Annotated in this window: 14 protein-coding genes; 2 read left to right on the top strand and 12 right to left on the bottom strand. The window is 47.6% G+C overall.

All coding sequences use genetic code 11. The annotated features are described in order from the left end of the window. Positions 1 to 121: 121 nt before the first annotated feature. The gene (locus POF51_RS00345) at positions 122 to 703 is read right to left on the bottom strand and encodes a TIGR00730 family Rossman fold protein (protein ID WP_017249115.1); all 582 of its coding nucleotides are present in this window, start codon (positions 701 to 703) and stop codon (positions 122 to 124) included. A 95-nt stretch (positions 704 to 798) separates the two neighbouring features. Here POF51_RS00345 and POF51_RS00340 point away from each other — a divergent pair, with 95 nt between their 5' ends. Then, a complete protein-coding gene (locus tag POF51_RS00340; RefSeq protein ID WP_069844769.1) occupies positions 799 to 1,128 on the top strand; it encodes a MazG nucleotide pyrophosphohydrolase domain-containing protein in 330 nt (109 codons plus the stop codon). A gap of 163 nt (positions 1,129 to 1,291) precedes the next feature. On the opposite strand, the gene POF51_RS00335 is transcribed toward POF51_RS00340, so the two are convergent. Both POF51_RS00335 and POF51_RS00330 read right to left on the bottom strand, forming a co-directional pair. Beyond that, positions 1,292 to 2,656, bottom strand: a complete 1,365-nt coding sequence (locus tag POF51_RS00335) for an aspartate aminotransferase family protein (protein ID WP_069844768.1) — start codon at positions 2,654 to 2,656, stop codon at positions 1,292 to 1,294. A 31-nt stretch (positions 2,657 to 2,687) separates the two neighbouring features. Further along, entirely contained in the window at positions 2,688 to 4,196 is a 1,509-nt protein-coding gene (locus POF51_RS00330; RefSeq protein ID WP_069844767.1) for a CoA-acylating methylmalonate-semialdehyde dehydrogenase, read from the bottom strand. Between the two features lie 132 nt (positions 4,197 to 4,328). On the opposite strand from POF51_RS00330, the gene POF51_RS00325 reads away from it, so the two are divergent. After that, positions 4,329 to 5,966 (top strand): PucR family transcriptional regulator, encoded by a 1,638-nt coding sequence (locus tag POF51_RS00325; protein WP_069844766.1) that lies wholly within the window; start codon positions 4,329 to 4,331, stop codon positions 5,964 to 5,966. Between the two features lie 51 nt (positions 5,967 to 6,017). Here POF51_RS00325 and POF51_RS00320 read toward each other — a convergent pair whose 3' ends face one another. The 9 genes from POF51_RS00320 to POF51_RS00280 form a co-directional block, all read right to left on the bottom strand. Further along, the gene (locus POF51_RS00320; protein ID WP_069844765.1) at positions 6,018 to 8,291 is read right to left on the bottom strand and encodes a S8 family serine peptidase; all 2,274 of its coding nucleotides are present in this window, start codon (positions 8,289 to 8,291) and stop codon (positions 6,018 to 6,020) included. A gap of 94 nt (positions 8,292 to 8,385) precedes the next feature. Beyond that, a complete protein-coding gene (locus POF51_RS00315) occupies positions 8,386 to 10,788 on the bottom strand; it encodes an AAA family ATPase (protein WP_069844764.1) in 2,403 nt (800 codons plus the stop codon). 79 nt (positions 10,789 to 10,867) lie between these two features. Next, a complete protein-coding gene (locus POF51_RS00310; RefSeq protein ID WP_069844763.1) occupies positions 10,868 to 12,052 on the bottom strand; it encodes an MFS transporter in 1,185 nt (394 codons plus the stop codon). Between the two features lie 85 nt (positions 12,053 to 12,137). Then, positions 12,138 to 12,605, bottom strand: coding sequence for a MarR family transcriptional regulator (locus POF51_RS00305; RefSeq protein ID WP_069844762.1), 468 nt, complete (start codon positions 12,603 to 12,605; stop codon positions 12,138 to 12,140). Between the two features lie 130 nt (positions 12,606 to 12,735). Further along, positions 12,736 to 12,939 (bottom strand): hypothetical protein, encoded by a 204-nt coding sequence (locus POF51_RS00300; RefSeq protein ID WP_026043127.1) that lies wholly within the window; start codon positions 12,937 to 12,939, stop codon positions 12,736 to 12,738. A gap of 449 nt (positions 12,940 to 13,388) precedes the next feature. Next, the gene (locus POF51_RS00295; RefSeq protein WP_069844761.1) at positions 13,389 to 16,430 is read right to left on the bottom strand and encodes an efflux RND transporter permease subunit; all 3,042 of its coding nucleotides are present in this window, start codon (positions 16,428 to 16,430) and stop codon (positions 13,389 to 13,391) included. A 3-nt stretch (positions 16,431 to 16,433) separates the two neighbouring features. Continuing rightward, positions 16,434 to 17,639: an efflux RND transporter periplasmic adaptor subunit gene (locus POF51_RS00290; protein WP_244521689.1), complete on the bottom strand. Its 1,206-nt coding sequence runs from the start codon at positions 17,637 to 17,639 to the stop codon at positions 16,434 to 16,436. Between the two features lie 91 nt (positions 17,640 to 17,730). Then, on the bottom strand, positions 17,731 to 19,014 hold the full coding sequence (locus tag POF51_RS00285) for an MFS transporter (RefSeq protein ID WP_069844759.1): 1,284 nt from the start codon (positions 19,012 to 19,014) through the stop codon (positions 17,731 to 17,733). A 138-nt stretch (positions 19,015 to 19,152) separates the two neighbouring features. Beyond that, complete coding sequence (locus POF51_RS00280; RefSeq protein ID WP_271753135.1) at positions 19,153 to 23,877, bottom strand: non-ribosomal peptide synthetase; 4,725 nt, start codon at positions 23,875 to 23,877, stop codon at positions 19,153 to 19,155. Positions 23,878 to 23,881 lie beyond the last annotated feature (4 nt).

Genomic DNA, 23,881 nt, shown 5'->3' with positions numbered 1-23,881 from the left:
CCTATGTGTTTACTAGGTATATAATCAACTACATTAACACTCCTACATTCATCCTGTCAATAACTAGAATAACCCGAAATCCTCCCACAATTGGAGGCTTCGGGTTATTTTTTACTCGTTCTTATTTTTCCAGTTCCGACCATTTGTTTACTTTCACTGGCGGTGTGTAATCTCGCATACGATCTAGCAAAATAGCGGGATCACTCTCGCACAGGATCAATTCGCCCTGCATAGCGGGAATAAATCCGGCTTCAGTCGCATGCTCCACCATTTGCATCAACGGCGTATAGTAGCCATCCACGTTCAACAGTCCGATTGGTTTTTGGTGAATGCCAATTTGACCCCAGCTCACCACTTCAAAAATTTCTTCAAAGGTACCCAATCCGCCCGGCAAAGCAATGAAGCCATCAGACAAATCGATCATTTTCGCTTTGCGCTCGTGCATCGTCAGGACCTCATGCAATTCTGTCAGCCCTTTATGTACGATTTCTCCACGGAATAATCCGGTAGGCATGACGCCGATTGCCCTGCCTTCACCTTCCAGAACTGCATTTGCAACGCGTCCCATCAGTCCCATGCTAGAACCACCATAGACCAATTCAAGATCACGAGCGACCAGTTCTTTTCCCAACTCCTGTGCGTACCGCTCAAAAAGTGGATTTACACCCGGATTGGAACCTGCATAAACACAAATACGTTTCATGTCATCCTCCCAAAACTTGTTGAAGTAGAATGGCTTTTCCAGAATTTCTTTGCGTGTAATATAATTATACTAAAATCAGGAAGGGACAGATACATATGAATATAACTGAGTTTCAAAAATGGGTCGGAGATTTTTATCAAGAACGTGGTTGGACTGGGTATGGTCCGTTTATTCGTGTGGGATTTTTGATGGAAGAAGCTGGCGAGTTGGCAAGAGCTGTACGCGCCATTGAAATTGGCCGAGATCGTCCTGATGAAGGGGAAAAACCCGCAGAGGAAGCTCGGCAGGAGCTGGTGGAAGAGCTGGGCGATGTACTCGGGAATTTAATCTTGCTGGCAAACCAATACGAGGTTCCTTTTGAAGAGATATTGGAAGCACATCGAGCAAAGCTGCAAAAGCGCTATCAAAAATCGGAGACTGCGTAAGAACATGCAGGAGGATTATGACCGAGATGGAATCAGCTACTTGATAGCTATGGAGCATCTTGTTTTTCATTTCCAGCTTCATCGTTGAATGAATACAGCGGCAGCCTAGGTTTTTCGCATCTCCTAGTCTGCCGCTGCTTTCGTCTTTTCGTCCAAGCTACTCCTACTCCAATGTATCAAAGGCTTCTTTCATAACCTGTGCAATAAAATCGATATCATCACTCGTCGTGGTAAACGGGGGCGAGAGTGTCAGCACATTATTGAAGCTCGGAATGGTGTCGCCATTGCGACCGATGATTAGCCCACGCTTCTTGCACTCGGCAATCACCTGTGTTAATTTCGCTGGCGCCGCGGGTTCCTTCGTTTTGCGATCCTCTACCATCTCAATCCCCATCAGGAAGCCAAAGCTCCGAATGTCTCCAACGTATGGATGATCTGCGAGAAACGCCAGCTTGGCACGCAATTCTGCACCGAGCTCCTCCGCTCTCGCCACCAGTTTTTCCTCTTCTAAAATTTCGAGATTTTTCAGGGCAAGCGCGCATGCCGCCGGATTGCCGCCGAACGTATTGACATGACGGAAATGCAGATTATTCCCCTGCTCATTGAATTTGTCTGCGATTTCTGCCCGCACAGCCGTTGCGGAAAGTGGCAGGTAGGCACTCGTAATACCTTTGGCCATGGTCACGATGTCAGGCTTGACTCCGAAGTTTTGGTGGCCGAACTTTTGACCTGAGCGACCAAATCCGCAGATGACCTCGTCTACGATCATCAACACGCCGTACTTATCGCAGATTTCCCGCACTTTTGGCATGTATTCGGGCGAAGGAACGAGGACGCCTCCCCCGGTAATGGTCGGCTCCATGATGACCGCTGCCACTGTCTTTTCGCCTTCCCAATTGATCACTTGATCGTAATATTCGGCGCACTCCAGATTGCATTTGCCGTACGATTTTCCAGCCGGACAGCGATAGCAGTAAGGCGGCGGTACATGAAGGAAGCCTGGTGCTAATGGCTCGTATTTTTCCTTGCGTATGGATTGACCCGTTGCAGCAAGAGCCCCCATCGTATTTCCGTGGTAAGCCCGATGTCGCGAAATGAATTTGTAACGACCCGACTCCCCGTTCTGGTGATGGTATTGACGGGCAATCTTGAATGCGACCTCGTTCGCTTCAGAGCCGCTATTGGAAAAGAAAACGCGATACTCCTCGCCAAGCCATTCGCTGATCTTCTCGGATAGACGAATAGCAGGGACGTGGCTTTGTGTGAGTGGAAAATAAGCCAATTGCTTCAACTGCTCGTAAGCGGCGTCTGCGAGCTCCTGTCGGCCATAGCCAACGTTGACACACCACAAGCCAGACATTCCATCCAGGTACCGATTCCCATCGATATCCGTGATCCACGACCCGCTCGCTTCCGTTACGATCATCGGATTGGGATTGTAGGGGGACATATGGTGCCACATATGCGAACGGTCGGCATTCAGCAAGCTCTCTTTATCAAAATCTTTCGTCACTTGTCCTTGCTCCATCGCGCAATCCTCCTTATTTTTTCGTAAGCGGTTATTTTACAAAAACTTTTTGCGAGCCGATGTTGGTATCTCCATCTTCGAACCATCTGGATGTGACCGTTTTTTTCTTCGTGAAAAAGAGGACGCCATCCTTTCCATTTGCATGTAAATCACCGTAAAAGGACTGCTTCCAGCCTGAGAAAGCAAAGAAACCCATCGGAGCAGGCACTCCTACATTGACACCGACCATCCCCGCTTCCACCTGCTGAACGAATTCTCTTCCCCATTTTCCATTGTTCGTATAGATGGTCGCCCCATTGCCAAAACGCGATCGACTAATCGTCTCCAAGCCCTCTTCAAAGTCTTTCACACGCATGACACTCAAGACAGGCGCGAAAATCTCGTCTCGGACAATGACCATCTCGGCATCTGCCTTGTCAAAAATCGTTGGCCCGAGGAAGTAACCATCTGGCAGCCTTTTCGCATCCTCGCGACCATCCCGTACCAGCGCGGCGCCAGACGCAACACCTTTTTCAATGTAGTCATGTACTTTGGACAAGTGCGAATCACGGATGACTGGCCCGAGATCGATGCCCACCTCCAAACCATTCCCCATTGCGAGAGCATTGGCTTCCTCGATCAGATGCGTTATCAGCTCATCGGCAATCTCTTCAACAGCTACTACAGCACTGGCTGCCATACACCGCTCTCCTGCACAGCCGAATGCTGAGCTCGTAATTGTTTTTGCCGCGCGCTTCAAATCCGTGTCAGGCATGACCAAATGGTGATTTTTCGCCCCAGCCAGTGCTTGCACACGCTTCCCGTTCACCGCTGCTGTCTTGTACACGTATTCCGCAACCGGCTGCGAACCGACGAATGAGATCGCTTTTACGTCCGGATGCTCCAACAAACCATTGACGACATCATGCGCTCCGTTTACGACATTGAATACACCGTCTGGCAGCCCTGCTTCCTTTAGCAGTTCAGCAATTCGAATCGAAGACAGCGGCGTACGCTCTGAGGGCTTCAAGACAAATGTATTTCCTGCGGTAATCGCAATCGGGTACATCCACATCGGGACCATCACAGGGAAGTTAAATGGTGTAATCCCGCCGACTACCCCCAAAGGAAAACGAATCACCTGACTGTCGATGCTGTTTGCGATATTGGGCAATGTTTCTCCCATCATCAGTGTCGGCATCCCACAAGCGAACTCTACCATTTCCAGCCCACGCAATAGCTCTGCCTGTGCCTCAGGCAGATTTTTGCCGTTCTCCATGGTGATCATCCGGGCGAGTTCATCCTCGTGTTTTACGAGAAGACTATGAAAACGAAACATAATGCGCGCACGATCCACGACAGGCGTAGCACTCCAGCTCACAAACGCTTCCTTTGCAGCAGCAACAGCCTTGTCCACGTCTTCTCTCGTCGATAGTGGCACGCGTGACAACAATTCTCCTGTTGCTGGATTGGGTATATCCTCAAAGCGTGTCGTCAGTGAATCTATCCACTGCCCCCCAATGTAGTTTTTCAACGGATTTCCTACGATAGCTGTGTTCATCTCTTCAACTCCTCACGTTCAATTCATTGACAATTCCATTTTATCCAAAAACAATGCCTGTCAGCACTAGACAAAGCGTAACGCATTACGTAGGGTTAATCATACAGAGTGTAAATGGAAGAGGTGATCCTGATGAGCAACGATTTGCGCCTGACCATTGCAGAAATCATCAAGCGTCCATTGTTTCAACATGCTCAAGTGGTGGCGGGGCATCGCGGCCTGTCCCGACCTGTTCGCTGGGTTCACGTCCTGGAGACTGCCGATACGGGACAGTTTTTAAATGGCGGAGAGCTGATCCTATCTACCGGGCTAGGATTTGGCGAAGAAAAGGAAAAGCGACTTGCGTATTTAACAGAGCTCATTCGGCGAAAAGCAGTCGGGCTGTGCATCGAGCTGGGACGTTACATTCCCTCCATCCCTGAAGATATGCTAGAGTTGGCGAACCACCACCAGCTTCCGTTGCTCGTCTTTCATCAGCCCGTCCGCTTTGTGGACATCACGCAAGATTTGCACGAGTATTTGATCCATGCGCAGATGCAAGCACTTCGCAATCTCGAAGCATACTCTCGCAGTTTGCAACAGCTCAGCCTGCAGGCTGCGGGCATACCCAAGCTATTGCAGCATTTTCAGGTGGCAGTTCAGACGCAGGTCTTCTATTACGCACCAGATGGCTCCACACAATTTGCCCCGGTGGTACCGCATGATGTTGCAGTGGAGATGAGCGATTTGATGCGGTCTCATTTTTCCGAACTGGATAGTAGTGAAGCTGGCGTCCGCTTCCTTTCTCTCTCTGCGACCAGGCAGCTTGCCTATCAACCAGTGATGGCAATGGGTCACGTGCTCGCTTATGTCGGCATTGTTTTGTATGAACGCAGTCCGGATGAGTATTTGCTCCTGACCTTAGACAATACAGTCAGCGCGATGGCCCAAATTTTAATGAGGAAAATGTTTGTGGAGGAACAGGCGCTTGCTACCGAAAACCGGCTGTTTGATGATTTGATTGCCAACCGCTCCATACCTGAGGAACAAATGCGTTCCTTACTCGGTATCACAGGCAGCGGTAAAGCATCGGCCTATCACATGATTCTTTTATCGTTTGAGAAGCCGAAGAACCTGGCCGAGGACTCCCTTCCGCCGCACGATCTGACAGCTATCTTCCGTTCCCTATTGGCTCGTCATCGCTTTCGTCCTTTCATACGTTGCATGGGCCATCGCTTTTACTTTTTGCTAATCGAGCAGCAGCCGCTTGCAGATTCCCGTCGTACCCTGGAAAAAGCCTTTCGCGACGTCAAAAGAATCATGACGCAAATGCTAGGAACGGATGTACAAATATGGATGGGGGTCAGTCGAACCGGAAAACGGTTATCTGACGCTGGACGACACCTCGCAGAGGCGGAACAGGCACTGGCTTTTTGCCAGGAATCATCCAGTCCGTTTTTCGCTGATCTCGGATTGTTCCGACTCCTGTTCCACGTACCTAGTGAGCCTGTGTTAAAAACCTTCATAAGCGATTACCTAGGCCCGCTGTTAGCCCATGACCAAGCACACGGCTCCTCGCTCGTTCATACGCTGCGTGTCTATTTAGATGTCAACCTGTCCAAGCAGGAGGCTGCGGAAAAACTGTTCATTCATCGACAAACGCTCTATCATCGCTTGGAAAAAATCGAAGAAATTCTCGGTGAGGATTACATGGCAACGCAAAACAGGATTTGCCTGGAAATCGCTCTGCGAGCGCGGGAATGGTTAAGGAAAGAAGAGCAACATCAGTAAAAAAAGACACAACCTTTCATCCGATCAAAAGACGAAGGTTGTGTCTGTTATTTATTTTCCTGGCTTTTTCATATATAGGCGATACTTTGCTTCTTTTCCATCCGTCAACACAACTCGAATATTGTACAGACCGGATTTTTCAAGATTCACCGATAGTTGTTCTGGTTTGTCGGTGCTTGTTGCAGCAGCAAGCTCTTGTGAACGACTGTTATACACGTACAAATCAATATTTGCATCCTCTTCCCACTCTACGGATAATTCCAAATCACCAGGCTCATTAACACGGATCAAATACTCCATGCTTTTCTGCTTCTTCGTCAGTTTCCCTGTTCGCGCAGGTTCTTTGTCTACAACTGGCGGCTTTTCCTCTTCCTCGTCATCGGCCTTTTGCCATTTTCCCGTTGTTGCTAGCGCATACGGCTGAGGTCCTTTCGGTATGTTATAGCCTTCGACCGTCACGGTGTAGGTTCCCTCTTCCGGCTCGGTAATCCATACTTGCTCGACGTTGTTGAGGTTGTCCACTTCGTCGTTGTACGGGGCCTCAAAAAAGTCGTTGCCGTTCAGTTTTTCTCCACTCGGTGTCGTCACCTTCAGATTCAAATCGTTGACGAGCGCACGCTTTGCGACAATGGCAGCAGGATAATCCGTCCACGCAAGTGTAATTGCCAAAGGCTTGGAATCATCCGAGACCTTGACCTTATATGTAACTTTTTCACGGGTGCGAATGCCGTCCTTCTCGTCCTTGTAATTCGTTTCAATCGCCTGCTCCAGATTGGCTCGGCCGAAGCCTTGCTCTCGCATGTCTTCATCCAAGTTGTCTGCACTCGTCAACAGCATGGCTTTTACTAATGCACCACTCGGATTTTTTTCCCCTTCGTCCTGTAAAAATTCCCGGATTTGTGCCACACCGCCCGCTAAAATCGGCGTAGCCATGCTCGTGCCGTTCATATACGCGTAATGCTCATTAAAACGCTTGTAGAAATTTTTGCTCGGTGCCAGTGAAGAGCGCGTGGACAAGATCGCTGAACCAGGCGCGACAATATCAGGCTTCAAACGTCCGTCGTCCGTTAAGCCGCGACTGCTCGATACCCACACGTCGTCCGCTTTATCGGAGCTCTTCCCCAAGTTGGGCCGAATATTTTCCGTGGCGCCAACGGCGATGACGTTTTTAGCAGTGGCTGGGCTCCCAATCGTTTTATAGCCTTTCTCGCCATCGTTTCCAGCCGCAATTAGCACCGTCATATTTGGATGCTCCCATAAAAAGCGATCAAACAGAAGCGATGACAGGCTGTACGCTCCCTTATCATTCGTTCCCCACGAATTGGAGTGAATGCGGGCTCCCTCTTCGTATGCTTCCTGCAAAATCGTCTCGACATCCGTGTTGAGCTTCCCTTTCGCATTCTCTATCGAATGAAAAACGAGCTTCGCACCCGGTGCCGTTCCTTTATACTGTCCATTTGATGCTTCTCCTGTGCCCACAATGGAGCCAGCAACATGCGTACCATGACCGTGGACGTCACTCGCATCATTCGGTCGGCCAATTGAAATGAGCTTCCCAATCTGGCCTTTAAAATCTGGATGCATCGTTTGAAGCTTCCCTGTATCCAGTCCGGTATCGGCGACTCCGACAATTTGTCCCTTGCCTGTGTACCCTGTCGAGGTCAGCTTGTCCGAACGAATGATGGTAGCTGCCACATCATTGTGTAGCTTGTTTTCTGGCACAGGGACGACAGCAATAACATCATCTGATTCGACCACTTGTTCAATCGTTTGCTGATCCATCTTTGCGATAGATATATGCGGAGCATCTTCCGGCGTTTGAATGTCTCGTATATCTTGATCCTCCGTCATTTCCGTCATCGCTCGAAACATGTCCACCCGTTGATTGAAACCGATGACGGCAACCTCGACCCGCTCTCTATTGCCTCCTGAAAAGCGAAGCTCTGACGATACTTTGGACTTCGGTGTAAACGCCATGACGTCTTCGACAAAGGACAGCTCCTCGACTTCCCTTCTTACCTGTTCATCCTCAATTTTCGCGATGAAGGCATAATCCGGTATGTAATCACCAAGCGTGACGCCGATATCTTCCAGTTCTTCTTTCCACTCCTCACGAACAGGACCAGATAACTGAATAACGACGAGCTCGGACTCTCTCTTTTTCGACGTAAGCTTGTCCAGTGCAAGACCCTTATCGACTTCGATCTGGATATTGCCCCGACGCTCTCCCTCTTGCTTGGCATCCGCTGGAATGCCTTCCAGCGAAAGTGTCAGAACAAGTGTCGTGCATAAAGCTGCCTGCCATTTTTTTCGCAAACCAAACACCCTTCCCCCATGGCGTAATGTAACCATTTCTATCCATTATAAGAGAAAGGGTGAATTGTCAAAAGAGTAAGAAGGCATAGAGATGGGACAAAAACTAATTTTTTGCCCCATCCTCTTCTACCGTCCACTGTAATAGCGGTTGAAAATCGGCCCATGCCAACTGCATCAGCATTTCTTGATTCCATTCTTGCTTCGGAATATCCATCAGTCGCACAGCCTGGTTCTGGATCGCCTCTTGCAATAGATTATGGCTAAAACGACCATTGCCATTCAATCGATGATCACTGACTGCTTTATCCAACGACTGCGAGATCATTTCCAGCACGTTCTTCTCAATCGCATACCCTACATCGCATGCAGCCTGTTCAAGAATGTGCACGAGTTCCTTCACCGTGTAGTCGGGGAACGCAATATATTTTTTAAACCGCGACAAAAGGCCAGGGTTGCTCATCAATAATGAATTCATTTCGAGTGGGTAGCCTGCGAGGACCACGACCAGATTCTCTTCGTGTTTGGTCATCTCTTCTACGAGCGTGTCAACCGCTTCCTGCCCAAAATCCCGCTCTCCTCCACCGAGCAGCGAATACGCTTCATCGATAAACAAAACGCCGCCCAAAGCTTCTCGAATTTTTCTGCGAGTAAGCGCTGCGGTCTGACCGACATACCCCGCTACCAAGTCGGCTCTACTCGCCGTAACAAGATGACCACGTTTCAAATAGCCGATTTCTTGCAAAATCTGCGCATACAGTTGGGCAACCGTCGTCTTCCCTGTGCCTGGATTCCCAGTAAAGACGGCATGCAGCTCAATCGGACTTTTCGGCAGGCCTCTTGCTGCACGTTCTTGCTGGACGGACACATACGCAGCGATTTTTTTCAGCTCCGTTTTCACTTGAGCAAGACCAATCAACGCTTGCAGTCTAGCTTCTGCATTCCTTTCTTTTTGCGGCGGATCGAAGCCACGGACATCCTCGGGTTTCAGAATCGTAAAGTCATCCCATTTCAGTTCCTTACCATCTGTCTCGCGTCCTTTGGCAAAGATTGCATCGAGCACGATATTTGTAACTGCCCGTGCATTGCCAAACGTCTCGTCTACTTGCGCTTTTTCAATGCGCTGGCGCAGCGTAATTTTTGCCGCCTCTGTCAGAGTAAAATCGTTCCGTACGGCTACTTCTTCTGCGATTTGCACCAGTTCGTCCGCCTGATAGTCCGGCAGTAAAAAGTGGCCCGTCTCTGGAAAACGGCTATTCAGCCCAGGATTGGCGTACAAAAAATGACGCATTTCTTCGGGATAGCCCGCCAGCATCACGACAAAGCGTCCTGCATACTCGCCACTCGTCATAGCGGATACAAGCGTGTCAATCGCCACTTGTCCGTAATCACTGCCGGAGCTATCTGGGCGCTTCAAGCTGTATGCCTCATCGATAAACAAGACGCCGCCGTCTGCCTGCTTGATCGCTTCCATGACGCGCTGTTCTGTCTGTCCCACGTAAGCGCCGACCAACTGAGAACGATCCACTTCGATGAGCTGTCCTTTTGCCAACAATCCGAGCTCCTGATACAGCTTGGCGATCAAGCGAGCCAAGGTCGTCTTCCCCGTTCCTGGGTTCCCCATCAGCACGAGATGAAGAGGGAGCTGGTCTTTCATATGCCAGCCCTTTTCTTCGCGAAGCTGGCGATACTGTAGAAATTGCGCTAGCTGCCGAACCCGATGTTTGATCTCGTCCAGGCCGATCAACCGCTCCAATTGCTCTAATGCACTCAAATCTTGTTGAGGCGCTTTTTCGCGATCTTCTACCTTTTCGTTCCTTTGCGGCAGGAGCTTTTCCTTCTGTTCTTGCTGGTGAGTTAAAGCGCGAATCGTCTCTTGCAATTGGACGAGCATTTCACTGGAGTAAAAGACCCCGGATAAAGACGCTCCATACGCTTGAACACGTTCTTGCAAATGAATTAATAAATTTTGTCGTTCCGTGTATAACAGCACGAGGCCAGCAGCCGTAGCTTCCGCCTCCGCATCGTTCCATTTTTGCGCTGCCTGTAGCGTCTCTTCAGCAAGAGAGCGCCACTTCGTAATTTCAGCCAACTCATTAGTTGCCTGCTCTTCCAGCACCTCAACTGTTCTCCTGCGCATGACGACGTTATCCGTTTCACGCACGGACTTGAATTCAGTGAGAAAGGCATGGGATCGCAACTGTGAAAAGTACAGCTCGAGCTTAACTTCCCCAGCGTAGCGAAAATCAGGGGCTAGTTGAAGCGCACGATCTACCCATTCAGCTGCCAGCGTATGGCCTCCTGTTTTGTGCATCCGCAAAGCAGACATTCGCGTCAACACCATCGCTTCCATCAAATCAAGCTCTTCGCCTGGATGTTCTTGGCGATGCTGTTCGAGCATTTGCAGGAATGTCAGGCATTCGCCTTCGGATAGTGACTGGATGCTGGACGGATTTTCGCTAAAACCTGCAATCAGTACCCTCGGGTCCCGTTCTTCTTGATGCTGCATCTTTTGATTGCTCCTCCCGCTCCATTGTTTCATCCCTGTTGTAGCATATTTAGCCGAACATGAAAAGTCTGTCCGAACATTAGAACTCCCCTTGCATGCTCGATGCGGTTTTTTTCACCTTTTGACGCGCGAACAAGGTCGCCCAAGTGATGAGGATACCGGCCATACCAAATTCAAGCCAGACCCCGCCCCATTCTAACAGCATCGCACCTACAACCGGACCTGCAGCCATCCCCGTATAGCGGATGAAATTGTACACACCAATGGACGTTGCACGCTCTGCTTCAAATACTTCGGATAGCAAAATCGTGTGTGCAGGCATACCTACACCTAAGGTTAAGGCAAACAGCGTACTTGTTACCACAAGCAGGAGAAAAGAAACATCAGCAGCAGTCATAAAAAGAAACATCGCCATAGCATTTAAACCGGTCGTCACCAGTAATGTTTTACGTGCTCCCCATCGATTTTGCAATACAGCAGACAGCTTGCTACTGATAATAAAGACGACTGACACGAGCAAGAAAACCAATCCGATTATTTCAACGGAGACTGCGTAATGGTTCGTCAATTGCACAGGGAGAAACAGCAGGAAGCAATAATAGGCATACATTTGGCTAAAACCGATCAAAATGACAGATGCACCAACTGGGTGGAGCAAAATATTACGGAAAGACCCTAGTGTAAAACCGCCTGATGATGTAGCTTGAGCCTTTTTCGTTTCGGGTAACAATATAGCATTGATGACGACGAGAAAGACTGCACAGATCGCCAAAAACAAAAAGACCGCAGAATGTCCGCCGATGCCGCCAATCCAGCCTCCTAACAGTGGACCAAGTGCCGGACTGAGCGCAAGCAGCATCTGATAAGTACCCATCGCAGATGCACGTTGGATTCCTGTAAATATGTCACCAATGATCGTTGCGGCTACGATCGGAATGGCAGCAAACCCCGCCCCTTGTAAAGCCCGGAATAATAGTAGCCCATAAATAGAATCGACCAGATAGCATCCGATTGACGCGATCGTAAATAGGATCAGGGCAGGTATCATGACACGTTTTCGGCCGAACCGATCGATAAATGGTCCGTAGATGATTTGCATAATCGCGAGCATGACGGTAAAGATTGAAATGGTCCAATTTATCATGGTTGCACTCGTCTGAAACTCTTTTTGCATGGCTGGTAAAATAGGCATGAACAAATTTTGCGCGAACATACCTAGCATTAGCGTTATCCCAAGTAGGTACAGTACTTTTTTTGGATTCATGGTTTCTCTCCTCTTATCTCTTAAATATTGTGTCCTTGGAAACAATTTTCGTAAAAAAATAATGAACACCAGTTGTATAATTCCCCTAATCTTCTGTTGCTTCTCTTATGACCTCATCCAAAAATGCCAATTCAGCTGGAGAATATCTATCCAAAAATCGGTACATGTCCATCTCCAGTCGTTGATGGTAGTGTTCGTGAATCTCGTTTACCATTTCTCCTACTGATGTCAGCCGAAAAAAAACTTCCTTCTGATTGTCTTCGAGCTGATAGCGCTCGAGTAATCCTTTTTTCAAAAGCTTGACTGTTATTTTGGATATCGCACTCTTTGTTACCCCAATATGCTGTGCAATTGTCGTAACATTGACTCGATCTTTTCCCCCTACCTCTTGAAGGACGTGGAGCTCTGTTACGGATAGCCTACCAACTTTATCGTAATCAGGTACGCTGCTTTTGATATCGCGCAATAGCATTTCTTCACGTAGCTTGCTGCGCTCCTCCTGTTTATGTAGAAAGGTGATCCATCGATTCCAAAGCTTCTTTTTCGGGTCCAATGCAGCATCAGCTCCTCATCTATTTCGAACTTTGTTTCCAAGGAAACAAAGTAACCTTATCATGAGATTTCCTTTTGCGCAAGAAAAAACCGCAGCCCTGCATTCGCAAGCTGCGTTCCGAGACCAGTCTCTATCCATTTAGATTGCCCAATTCCTTGTCCGCACTGAAATGAGCACGAGCAGCCTCAAACACTTCACTTTCCGATCCGGCCGAGATTTTAAAGCTCGATACTACTTTCTTGCCGCATCGTACTTGAACATTATACTGTGAATCTCCATCATACGTTGACTCGAAATGATAATCTTCACCATTGACCTGAATGGTTCGTTCCATGGTTACACCTCCCACCTTAGTGTGACCAAGCAACATGGCAATCATCCAATATTTTGTTGCAAGGAAATCGTTTTTCCCGTTGCAGCTGACTCCATGGCCGCTTCGATAATCAAAAGAGCGATAAGCCCATCTTTTCCTCTGTCGTGATGATATGATGCATTTCGTTCGTCGAGCAGTCGCTGATCGCTTGAACCTCAGGATGATGAACGACCTCCTGCCAGCTAGCCGCTACCGTACCCCCGTACTTTGCAACCAGCTTCTGTGCACGATCCGGATTAGCCGTTCGTTTGCAATGAAACCGCAGCCAATAATCCCTACTTTTATGCTCATGATTGCTCCTCCTTTGTGTTGAACCCTTGACAGACTCACCTGTCGTAAAAGTTATTCGCTCTAGGAAGTTGTTAGAGGGCACAACGCTGGTTCAACAGCACTGTGCCCCGTTTCCCTTTTTACAAATCAGCAATGCGATGCGCTTTTTTTCGAGCTACTCTCTTTTCACGAATTCCCTCAAAGATCGAATAAAGAACGGGAACCAAAACTAGCGTTACGAGTGTGTGAAAAATCAACCCTGCAATTACCCCGGTAGCAAGCGGCGCCTCTAGTTCCGCTCCTTCCGCAACTGCGAGTCCCATCGGCAGCATACCGAGTATCGCTGTCAGCTTGGTCATAATCACCGGACGAACACGATCGCGCGTGCCCTGTACAATCGCTTCTTCCAACCCCATCCCCCGTGAGCGGAGCAGATTGATTCTGTCAATTAACAGAATCGCATTGGAAACAACAATTCCCACCAGCATGACGAGCCCAATCATCGCCATCTCACCAAAGGTTCGCTGCGTGATCACGAATCCGAGAATGACTCCCACCAAGGCCATAGGCAGCGACAGCATGATAATAAACGGCTGAGATAATCTCCCAAACTGCGCCACCATAATCACATAGATGAGGGAGACGACTGCTACCAAGACGATGATTCCCTGGGTAAAGGTGTTATTCTGTTCCTTCAAATCTCCAGCGATCTCGATCTTGTATCCAGCGGGCAATTCCACAGTGCCCAGCTTCTCATTGATTTGTCTGCCCGCCGTACCAATGTCCGTGCCCAACAGTTCTGCTGACACGGTGATGATTTGTTCTCCTTTTTCATGCTTGATTGTGATCGGAGATTTGCTGAAATGAAAATCGACCAACTCGTGTAACGGCACCTGTGCGCCTGTTTCGGTTCGAATCATCGTGTGTTGGAGTTGATCAGGATGTGTCACCCATGTCTCTGGAAATCTGGCAACAATAGAGGTTTCGATACCATTTTGACTGATTGTGGATAGGGATTGCTCCCCAAGCAGCATGCTGATTTGGCTGTCCAATGAATCTGAGTCAACCTGTAATTGCGACATTGCCTCCTGATTCGGTGTCAGCGTTACTTTTTCCTTCCCTCTTTCAAAGTCATTCCGAATGTTGACTACACCAGGGATGCTCCCCAGCATTTCTTCTACTTTTGTGGAAACCGACCGGGAAACCTCTAAATCTTCGCCCGCGACCTGCAACTCAATAGGTGCTGATTCACCTGAGAAGCCAAATGTCAAACTCGTCCGTTCCACTCCGTCAATGGCATTCAAGCGCCCGTTTACTTCTTGCATAAATTCTTCTTTCTCTTGTGTTCGTTGCGACTTGGTCACTAATGTAATATTTAACTCGACGGTCTCTTTCTTTGCCGTAAAAAAGACTTGATTGACGTCGGACAACTCTCTCAACGCTTTTTCCGCTTCAACTGCCGCTGTTCGGGCCTGTTCCAAGCTAGTGCCATCGGGCATCGTGAGCGTGGCAAAAATTTGATTCTCATTGGCATTCAAGCCATTTCCTATTTTTATCAATGGGAAGAGACCCAATGCCCCTACAAACACCGCAAGAGCCACCAGCAATGTGAGAATTCGATGACGAAGGGTTACCAGCAGTAATCGCTGAAAGAGAGAAACAATCCGATTTTTCCCTTTTTCGCTAGGGGACTGCAACTGTTTATCATGTTGAAGAAAACGCTCGGAAAAAATTGGAACAAACAGAAAAGCTGCAATCGTTGACGCAAGAATGGTAGAGGTAACGGTAAACGCAATGGTATGAAGAATAGGCTTCAGCCACTGTTCAAAATCCGCGACCACAAGCGGTAAAAACACAATAATCAAAGTTAATTGGGAAGCAAAAACAGGTGCTATGACTTCTTTTGAGCCCTGAACGATGGCCTGTTTCAGCTGCATTCCCTTTTCTCTCAAATGATAAATACTCTCCAGAACAACGATCGCGGCGTCAACAATCAATCCGATTGATAAACTCAGTGATATCAATACCACCATGTCAATGTTATATCCGGCAGCTTTCAAAGCGATGAAAGTCATCAGGATGGAGAGAGGCAGCGTCGTTGCAATGACCATCGTCACACGCCAATTTCGCAGGAATACCCAGAGCACGAGGATTGCCAATATTCCCCCAATGACAACATCTCGACTCAAATTGGTGATCGCTTTTTTAATAAAGGAGACGGATTCAAACATGACTCTCAGCTCGTAGTTTCCGCCCGCCTCATTATTGATTTGCCTCACAACTTCCTCGACTTTTTTCTGTGTAGTGATCAGGTCACTCCCCGCAGCACGCTTTACACTGATTTGTACAAAGAGGTTTCCTTCTGTCATGGAAATTGCGTCCTTCACGCTTCCGCGTAGGTCACTCACCGTTGCCAATTGTTCGAGTGCAACCTTGCCCTTGGGTGTCTTGATCAAAATGTTTTTGAACTCTTCTACATTTTTTAAGCTGTTGTCAATCATCACAACGGTGTCGAACCCCGGATTCTCCAATATCCCCACTGCTTTTTTCCAATTGGCACTCTGAAGCTGACCAACAACATCCGCTGCTGTCGTTCGATAGGCAGTAAGCCGTTCAGGAAGAAATGTTATCGCAACCTTATTTTCAAAACCGTCCTCGGATATGACCACTTCCTTCACACCCGGGACGGATTCTATTCGATCCTTAATGGTCGTCTTCAGCAAGGTGAGCATGGTCTGTGTATCGGTACCCACCATTGCGTAGTCGATTAAGTCCTCATCACCTAAATTCGTTTGCGTAACCGTTACGGTATCCACTACTTTGGGAAACTCGTTGCGCAGCCGATTCACAATATTTTGTGTCTCTTGTTTGACCTTTTCACCTTCCCCATCCTCTGCAAGGATCGAGATGCCAGAAAACCCCGTCCCTGTTTTCGATGAGAAATTTTTAATGCCAGCCACAGATTTCAATTCCTGCTCTATTTTTTTCGTGACCTTTTCCACCATCTCTTCAGGTGGCAGCGCTCCTCCTGAAATATTCACTTCAATCCAAGGCAAATTCGTTTTCGGCACGAGCTCCACGTGGAAGGAAAAGAGAGCACCGATTCCGGTAAGCACGATGAGGAATGTGCACAAATAGAGGATCACTTTTCGTTTCAGCAAAAAGAGAATGACCTTGTCCATCGGTTACTCCCCTTTCACCGTAACGACTTCTCCTTCGGCGTAGTACGTTATGCCGGAGATTAGGATTTGATTGCCTGACTGAAGACCTGATAGAATCTCGACGTTATTTCCAAAAATTTGCCCAACTTCCACGTCGCGTCTCTTGATTACACCATTCTCGACAACCATGACGAAGCGCTGTGTTTCCTTAATCCCAACGCTTTGGACAGGAACGAGCATTCCATTCACTTTGCGTGACATCTCTACAGTCGCGACCATCCCCTCTATCAACACGTTGTCTTTATTGGAAACAGCTATCTCTACAAGATACTTTCCCGTTTCCTGGTTAAGTACAGGTGAGATAAATGTAATGGTCCCTTTACTTTTGCCCTTTCCCTCCACTGCCACAGGCACCGTGTCCCCTTGCTTGTAGTTTTCCATCACATCTAATGGGACATCGACCTTCAGCTTCACTTCCGAGCTATCAACCAGGTGAATGATACTTTCACCTGGCTGGGCAAGACTACCTGCCTTTTGGGTCACATCGATGACCGTTCCGCTAAATGGCGCGACGAGTTGCGTTTCTTGAAGGGTTTTCTTTGCGAGCTCTACTTCACTGGCCGCTTGTTTCAAATCGGCATCTGCACTGGCAATCTCGTTGACTTCCGCACCCTTTAGCAACTTATCCAACGTAATTCTCGCCTCTTGTAGCGAAATCTCGTTTTGCTCTTTTTCCGACTGTACACTGTCCAGCTCACTCTGCGAAATAGCGCCGCCCTTAAACAGCTCTTGGGCTGTCTCCCATTTCCGTTGCGCATCCTTCATGCGCTTTTCCTGGCTGTCCACTGCCAAGCGTTGTTTGCTGATGAGATCGGCGCTTGCTCCTTGCAACGTTTTTGAACGCAACGCAGATGCGCTTTGAACCTGGCTTTGTGCCGCTTCCAGCCCTTTTTGATAATAGTTCGTATTTAATGAACTTAATACCTGGCCCTGTGTCACCTTTGCCCCTTTTGTTACGTTCATTCGTTCAATCGTACCAGAAGCCCCAAAGGCTAAATGGCTCTCCTGTTTGTATTCAACGAAAGCAGTAAGTGGTATCGGCAAGGAATCCGTCTGTTTTACGGTGTGCACTTGCACGTTCTTTTGTTTGGTTTGCTCCGTTTCCTGTTTCGTTTCCACTCCACACCCCGTGATGAACATCAGTACAACGGTCAAAACGACATAGTGCATACTCTTCACGTAGAGTCCTCCAAGTAGTTTTGTCATTGTCTTTTTGAATGAAGCTGACATCATATTCTCTCTCTCGTTATCGTGACCTTGCTCAAGCAGACTTGTCTGTCGCAACCACCTGTTCTTCTTTTTTCTTAAAGTATTGACTCACTTGTTTGTTCAGATGAGCGATCAAGGCGATCACGAAAATGACGGCACCTGAGGCCAACAAGAGATACGGCCAATAAACGGCCTCCAGTAAAATACCGTACAACCAGATCCCAAACGGTACGGCCACTCCGGTAAAAGTCCCGACCACGCCAAACATGCTGGCACGCAAATGCTCAGGCGTGTTCAATTGAACAAAGGTAAAGATCGGGATGTTCCCCATGGAGTTGAAGATGGCGGAGACCAATAAAATCCCGACAAACACGCCCGTAATGATCCACGAGGCGTTACTCGTTTCCGGAACAAAAATCGGAAAGATCCACGTCATCAAGAGAATCCCTTGCACTTGAATCAAAAGGAAGATTTTATTCTCAACGTATTTGCTCACCTTTTTCATAGAGACAATAGCCGCTCCGATAATGATCCCGATAAACCAGGAGGACTGAATAAAGGAGAATTGCTCCATCGATACTTTTTCGACTCGATAGGCAATATGCAGCAGCCCTACATACATGAGCGGAGGGAAAATAAAGTTGAGCACAAGGAAAATCAGGAACAAGTACTTGATGACGACCTGTTCACGGATATATTGGAAGACTTCCTTGATTGTTTCTATATAGCTTTGCGTTGTCTCCTGTACAACCTCGGTCTTGCGGAAACGGAGGAACATCTGCATGATCCCTGCTCCGATAAAAGAAAGGCCATCAATCAGCAAAATCATTTCCATCCCGACTAACCCATAGGCAACCGCCCCTACCAAAGGACCCGCTACATTGAGAATGGCACTGATCGCTTGATAAATAGAGTTCATACTTCCTACTCTTTCTTCGTCTACCAGCTCAGGAATGGATGCTTGCAAAGCGAGATACGTAAAGGCCTGAATGGTACTGATCACGAAGGCGTATCCGACAAACAGCCATAGATTCGTGGGAAACTGAAGGAAAAACAGTAAAAACAAGAGAACGAGCGCACCGCTTAGCAGCTCGGTGACAACCATGATTTTTTTCTTGTTGTGTCTATCAATATAGGCGCCTGCAAAAATATTAATCAGCACCCCTGGCAAGTACGAAAAGCCCAAAACAGTTGCAAATGCAGCGGAAGAACCCGTCACATCCGCAATGTACAGAGCAAGAGCAAATTTGTAGACACCGCTACCTAATTCTGTGATAAAACGAGTAAAAGAAAAGAGAAAAATATTTAATCCGTATCCGTATGATTGGTTGCCCATCTTAACCTCCCTGAATAGTAATCCCTCTAGGTGAAGATCTATATTTCGGCAAGATGAACCCGCTATACCCCACGGACAATAAATCCGGAATAGAGCGGAATCCATCTGCCGATTTCCAATACGATTCCTAGGCGATTCTTAGCGTATGACTAGAGGCGATCCTATCAATTTTTTCGCTTCCTCCTCCAAGATTGCTCGCAGCTTCCTTTCATCCTCGCGATATGGCAAAGCCATAAAAATAGTCATTTTGCCCATGGATGCATAGGAAGCCTCAAAGAGAATACGTTTCTTTCCTTTTATAAACAGGTGATCGTATTCACTTGGTTGACTCTTGTTCTGCTCACCCAGAAAGTTACAAATAATAGGCGTCATCTGCATGGATTGGATGAGTGAGTGATTAGAAAGAGGATAGTTTTCCGTTACATCATGATTTTGCACGAGATTGGTGAAATGAATGTTCCTCTCCTTTGCGAGATCCAACCGAGCTTTCACATACGTTTCCAACTCATCCAGACTCGACGCTGGATCAATATGAAGCGGAATATGATCGATGCACTCGCCAAGCACATCGAAGAAATGGTTCCCCATAAAGGATCTGCCAAAGTTCATGAGGAAGATGGGTGCCTTTTGGACTGCATAACTTCTTTCGCAAAATCTGGCTAAAAGAGCAATCGGAATCCGTGCATTTTCTGTCTCCTGCGGGTTGTCCATATCCAGTTCGCAGGTAACAATCGTGTAGCCGTCCAAAGCGGATGAAGATGCGAGCTGTCTTTCTATGGACAAAAGACTATTCTCAAATGCGTGAAGTTCAAATTCCTCCATGAGCTGTTGATCTTCGATTCCGATTGGACCTTTGGTAATTTGCTGGACGAAATCCCAATACGTATTCCGATCATTTTCCGAGAGCTCTGTACCATTCTCCAACGCTTCGTAATTCAGGTTCATGTCGTTTTGCAGAACCTCACTGCTAATAAAATCAAAAATGAGATGCGATGCCGGGAATAGGAACGAGTACTCTTTCTCGCTCTCTTTCAGCAAGATCACTTTGTAAGACAAAGAACCGATCGAATCATGCTGCTTGTAAAAATATTCGCTCAGTAAAAGATGGCGCACCGCTTCTTTTCTGTCATCCGAGTCGCTCGATACATCAACAACAGGGAGCGCAACCTCACTAGGGCAAGGATATTCTTTCCAATATGGCTCTTCTTCCTCAAAAGCCAACGTGCATCGCAGTAAATGATGCCGCTCCAGGACTTTACGAAATGCCTTTTCCAGTGTCTTAGGATCGATCATCCGTTCAAAGCGAATCACTGTTCCAGAAATGTCCTTTTCCTGTACATGATAGCGCTGTGAAGGTGACAGCGGCTGTCTGATAAAAATCTGCGGAGTGACGATCGCCTCCGAATAACGGAGGAGCTTCTGATCGAGGTCGTTGACGAGTCGCTCCTGCCATGGCAACGATTCATTCTCATCTAGTGCAGCCTCTTGGATATCATTCCTCTCTTTTTCCCATGCTTTTTGCGAGAGATCCAGATATTGAATGGCGTGCGGCTGAATTGCAGGATCACAAGACTTACGCAATACGGACAGTATTTCTTGGTGTTTGTCCCGCGCATTTTCCTCCACGTACAGAACAGCTCGATGCTTGTTGCCGAAGGGCAACTCTACATAATTGCTTCGTACTTGAAAATGAGCGTAAATCAAGGTTTCCAGCTCTTTATTATCTTGCGCTTTTGTGGTGCGAACTCGGTTTACTGTATCTACATATCCTGCTAGCGCTCTGACTGTGTCATATTGGAAGATCGTTTGAATCTTTACTTCTATTCCTTCCTTATGAAGTCGCGCTACCAGTTGGATCGCTTTGATAGAATGCCCGCCCAGATCATAAAAATGGTCATCCACACTGATTTCCTGTAGGTCGAGCACTTCTTTCCAAATTTCCGACAGCCTAATCTCCAGCTCTGTAACAGGTGGATTCATCTGCTTACTTGCCTCCCTGATCATGGCAGGCTCAGGTAATGCTTTCCGATCTATTTTTCCGTTTGGTGTTATAGGCATTCTCTCAAGGACGTGGATATACGTTGGTACCATATAGGCCGGAAGGGTGGCCAAAAGCTCCTGACGCAAATCTCTGTTCCAATCAGGCTGTTCCCAGACCAGATAAGCGATCAAGCAGGCATCTCCTCCCTGCTCTTTTTTGGCCAACACGACCGCTTCCTTCACTCCTGTCTGGGATAGGATCACGTTTTCAACCTCATCAAGCTCGATACGAAAACCACGTATCTTGACCTGGTTGTCCATTCGCCCCAAATATTCCAGACTTCCATCCGCAAGCCATTTCACCATATCTCCCGTCTTGTAGAGCCTCGAACCGGCCATAAACGGATCTGCCACAAATTTCTCGTTCGTCAATTCCTCGCGATTGATGTAGCCATCAGCGACACTAATACCCGCGATTGCCAGCTCACCAGGAATTCCCTGGGGCTGCAAATGACCGTGCGCATCTAACACGTATACTTTTGTGTTGGCAATGGGCTTTCCGATTGGCACTTGCTGCGGCAGCCTCTCTTGCCCTTCATACGTCCAAGTCGTCGCACAAATCGTTGTTTCGGTTGGACCGTATGCATTGATGTATCGGCAATGCCCGCTCCATTTATGGACAAGCTCCCAGTTTGCCGCGGAGCCTGCGGTGATTAACGTTTTCAATTTCGGGAAATTTTCCGGCTCCAAATACGTAACAAAGGTAGGTGGAAGCGTCGCGACTGTTACTTCATGCCGTAGCAGATACTCACTGAAAGCCTGCGGATCGAGTACGACATCCTTTGAAACAATGACCAATCTCGCCCCCGTCAATACCCCCATCGTAAACTCCCAGACAGAGGCATCAAAAGAGATGCTGGCAAACTGCAACACCTTGTCCTTTTGGGTGATCCCGAGATCGTTGATGAAAAACTGCTGGAGGTTGGCGATTCCGACGTGGTGCAGCCTTACCCCCTTTGGCTTCCCCGTTGACCCGGATGTATAAATGACGTAGGCAAGGTCACTGGAACGATGAAGGGTCTGTACATCAGATGTAACGCCGATGTATACGCTCCTATCATCAAGATTGATCAATGTTGCTGCTGGGAGAATACGCTCTGCATACGATACCGTCGGATCATGGACCAAAACAATACTGGCCCCGCTATCTTCGATCATATAGCTGATACGTTCGCTCGGATGGTCGGTACTAATTGGAAGAAAGGCACCGCCCGCTTTTAAAACGGCCAAGATGGCGAGGCTGTATGCAGTAGAGCGATCTACCATCACAGCAACAATGCTGCCTGGTTTTACCCCTTTCTCACGCAGCACGTGGGCCAGCGCATCGGATTTGTCATCTAATTCCTGATACGTGTATGTGCCTTCCTGATCGACCACGGCAATGTAATCCGGCCCCTTTTTGACCTGTTCCTTAAATAGCTGGTCAATGGTTAGCGTTTGATCAACCAACATCTCCGTGTCATTCCATTGTTGCAGAATGAGAGCCTGCTCCTCGTCTGTGACCATTTGCATTTTTGCAATCGGCTGATCAGGATTACGGACGATACTTTGAATCAACTGATTCATGTGCGCTCGTACTTTTTGCATATAGGTATCGCTGTAAGCAAATGCATTATAGATAAAGTGAATTTCTAATTCCGTTCCGGGAATAATGCACAAGTTGAAGTCGTAGCTGGTTTGCTCATATCCTTGGACATCCGTGATTCCGAATAAACCACCTTTTCCATCTTCGTCGAATGCCTCTTCCGTCAATGGATAGTTTTCAAAGACCATGAGATGCTGAATCAGGTTTTGTTTTAATGCGGTTTCGGACTGAATATCCGCCAGAGACAAGTATTGGTAGCTGCTTGTAGCAGTGAAAAACTGTTGCACCTGCCGAAGCAACTCTGAAAATGTCTGTTTGCCTTCACTGCGAATTCGCATTGGGATCGTATTGACAAACAATCCAACCATTTCTTCTACGCCAACGAGCTCAGAAGGACGTCCCGAAACGACTGATCCGAAGACAACATCATTGGCATAATTGTATCGTTGCAACAACAATCCCCAGAGGGAATGAAAGACGATGCTCAGTGTTACATCATTTGATCTCGCTAACTGCTCCAAACGGGCAGTCGTTTCCCGATCCATGCGAAATACGATCGATTCTCGTTGGTACCCCTTACCGGTTGAAATCGTTTCAACCGGTAAAGGAGATTGCTGATCAAATCCATCCAAGCTATCTCGCCAGAACGAGAGTCCCTCTTGTTTGTTTTGCTTGCCAAGCCAAGTGACATAGGTACTGAAAGAATACGGTGGAGCCAGCTCAGCCTTCTTATTTTGAAGATAAGAGCGATAGATATGGAAAAAGTCTTTTGCGACAATCCCCAGGCACCAGCCATCCATAATAATATGGTGGAAGCTCCACACCATCTTGTATTTTGATTCGCTCAATTTCATAACGGTAATCCGAAACAACAGATCTTTTTCCAGATCAAATCTCTTGCCCCGATCCCTTACAAGAAATTGCTCCACAAATGCTTCTTGTTCATCCTGAGTCAGGTCAGAGATGTCCTCGATCTGAATAGCTGCTTCTCTTTGCTTCAACACGATCTGCAGAGGCTTTTTACTTTCTTTATAGTGAAAGACTGTTCGCAGGATATCGAATCTTTCAACGAGGTCGCGAAAGCTCTGATCAAGGAGATCAAGCCGCAACGACTCCTCCATCGTAATCACCGTTTGTTCGAAGTGAACCTCTGATTCAGGATGAAGGATAAAGTGATACAGCATGCCTTCCTGCATAGGTGTCAAGCGGTATATATTTTTAATCTGAACACCATTCAAACCT

Source organism: Brevibacillus sp. AG, from assembly GCF_028369215.1.
GTDB classification, from domain to species: Bacteria; Bacillota; Bacilli; order Brevibacillales; family Brevibacillaceae; genus Brevibacillus; species Brevibacillus porteri.
Note: the sequence above shows the minus strand (reverse complement) of the source record. Positions and strands in the feature narration are given on the sequence as shown.

Bases quoted from the DNA above. Each gene is read 5' to 3' on its own strand.
- POF51_RS00345 (WP_017249115.1), bottom strand. From the start codon at position 703: ATGAAACGTATTTGTGTTTATGCAGGTTCCAATCCGGGTGTAAATCCA.
- POF51_RS00340 (WP_069844769.1), top strand. From the start codon at position 799: ATGAATATAACTGAGTTTCAAAAATGGGTCGGAGATTTTTATCAAGAA.
- POF51_RS00335 (WP_069844768.1), bottom strand. From the start codon at position 2,656: ATGGAGCAAGGACAAGTGACGAAAGATTTTGATAAAGAGAGCTTGCTG.
- POF51_RS00330 (WP_069844767.1), bottom strand. From the start codon at position 4,196: ATGAACACAGCTATCGTAGGAAATCCGTTGAAAAACTACATTGGGGGG.
- POF51_RS00325 (WP_069844766.1), top strand. From the start codon at position 4,329: ATGAGCAACGATTTGCGCCTGACCATTGCAGAAATCATCAAGCGTCCA.
- POF51_RS00315 (WP_069844764.1), bottom strand. From the start codon at position 10,788: ATGCAGCATCAAGAAGAACGGGACCCGAGGGTACTGATTGCAGGTTTT.
- POF51_RS00310 (WP_069844763.1), bottom strand. From the start codon at position 12,052: ATGAATCCAAAAAAAGTACTGTACCTACTTGGGATAACGCTAATGCTA.
- POF51_RS00300 (WP_026043127.1), bottom strand. From the start codon at position 12,939: ATGGAACGAACCATTCAGGTCAATGGTGAAGATTATCATTTCGAGTCA.
- POF51_RS00295 (WP_069844761.1), bottom strand. From the start codon at position 16,430: ATGGACAAGGTCATTCTCTTTTTGCTGAAACGAAAAGTGATCCTCTAT.
- POF51_RS00290 (WP_244521689.1), bottom strand. From the start codon at position 17,639: ATGCACTATGTCGTTTTGACCGTTGTACTGATGTTCATCACGGGGTGT.
- POF51_RS00285 (WP_069844759.1), bottom strand. From the start codon at position 19,014: ATGGGCAACCAATCATACGGATACGGATTAAATATTTTTCTCTTTTCT.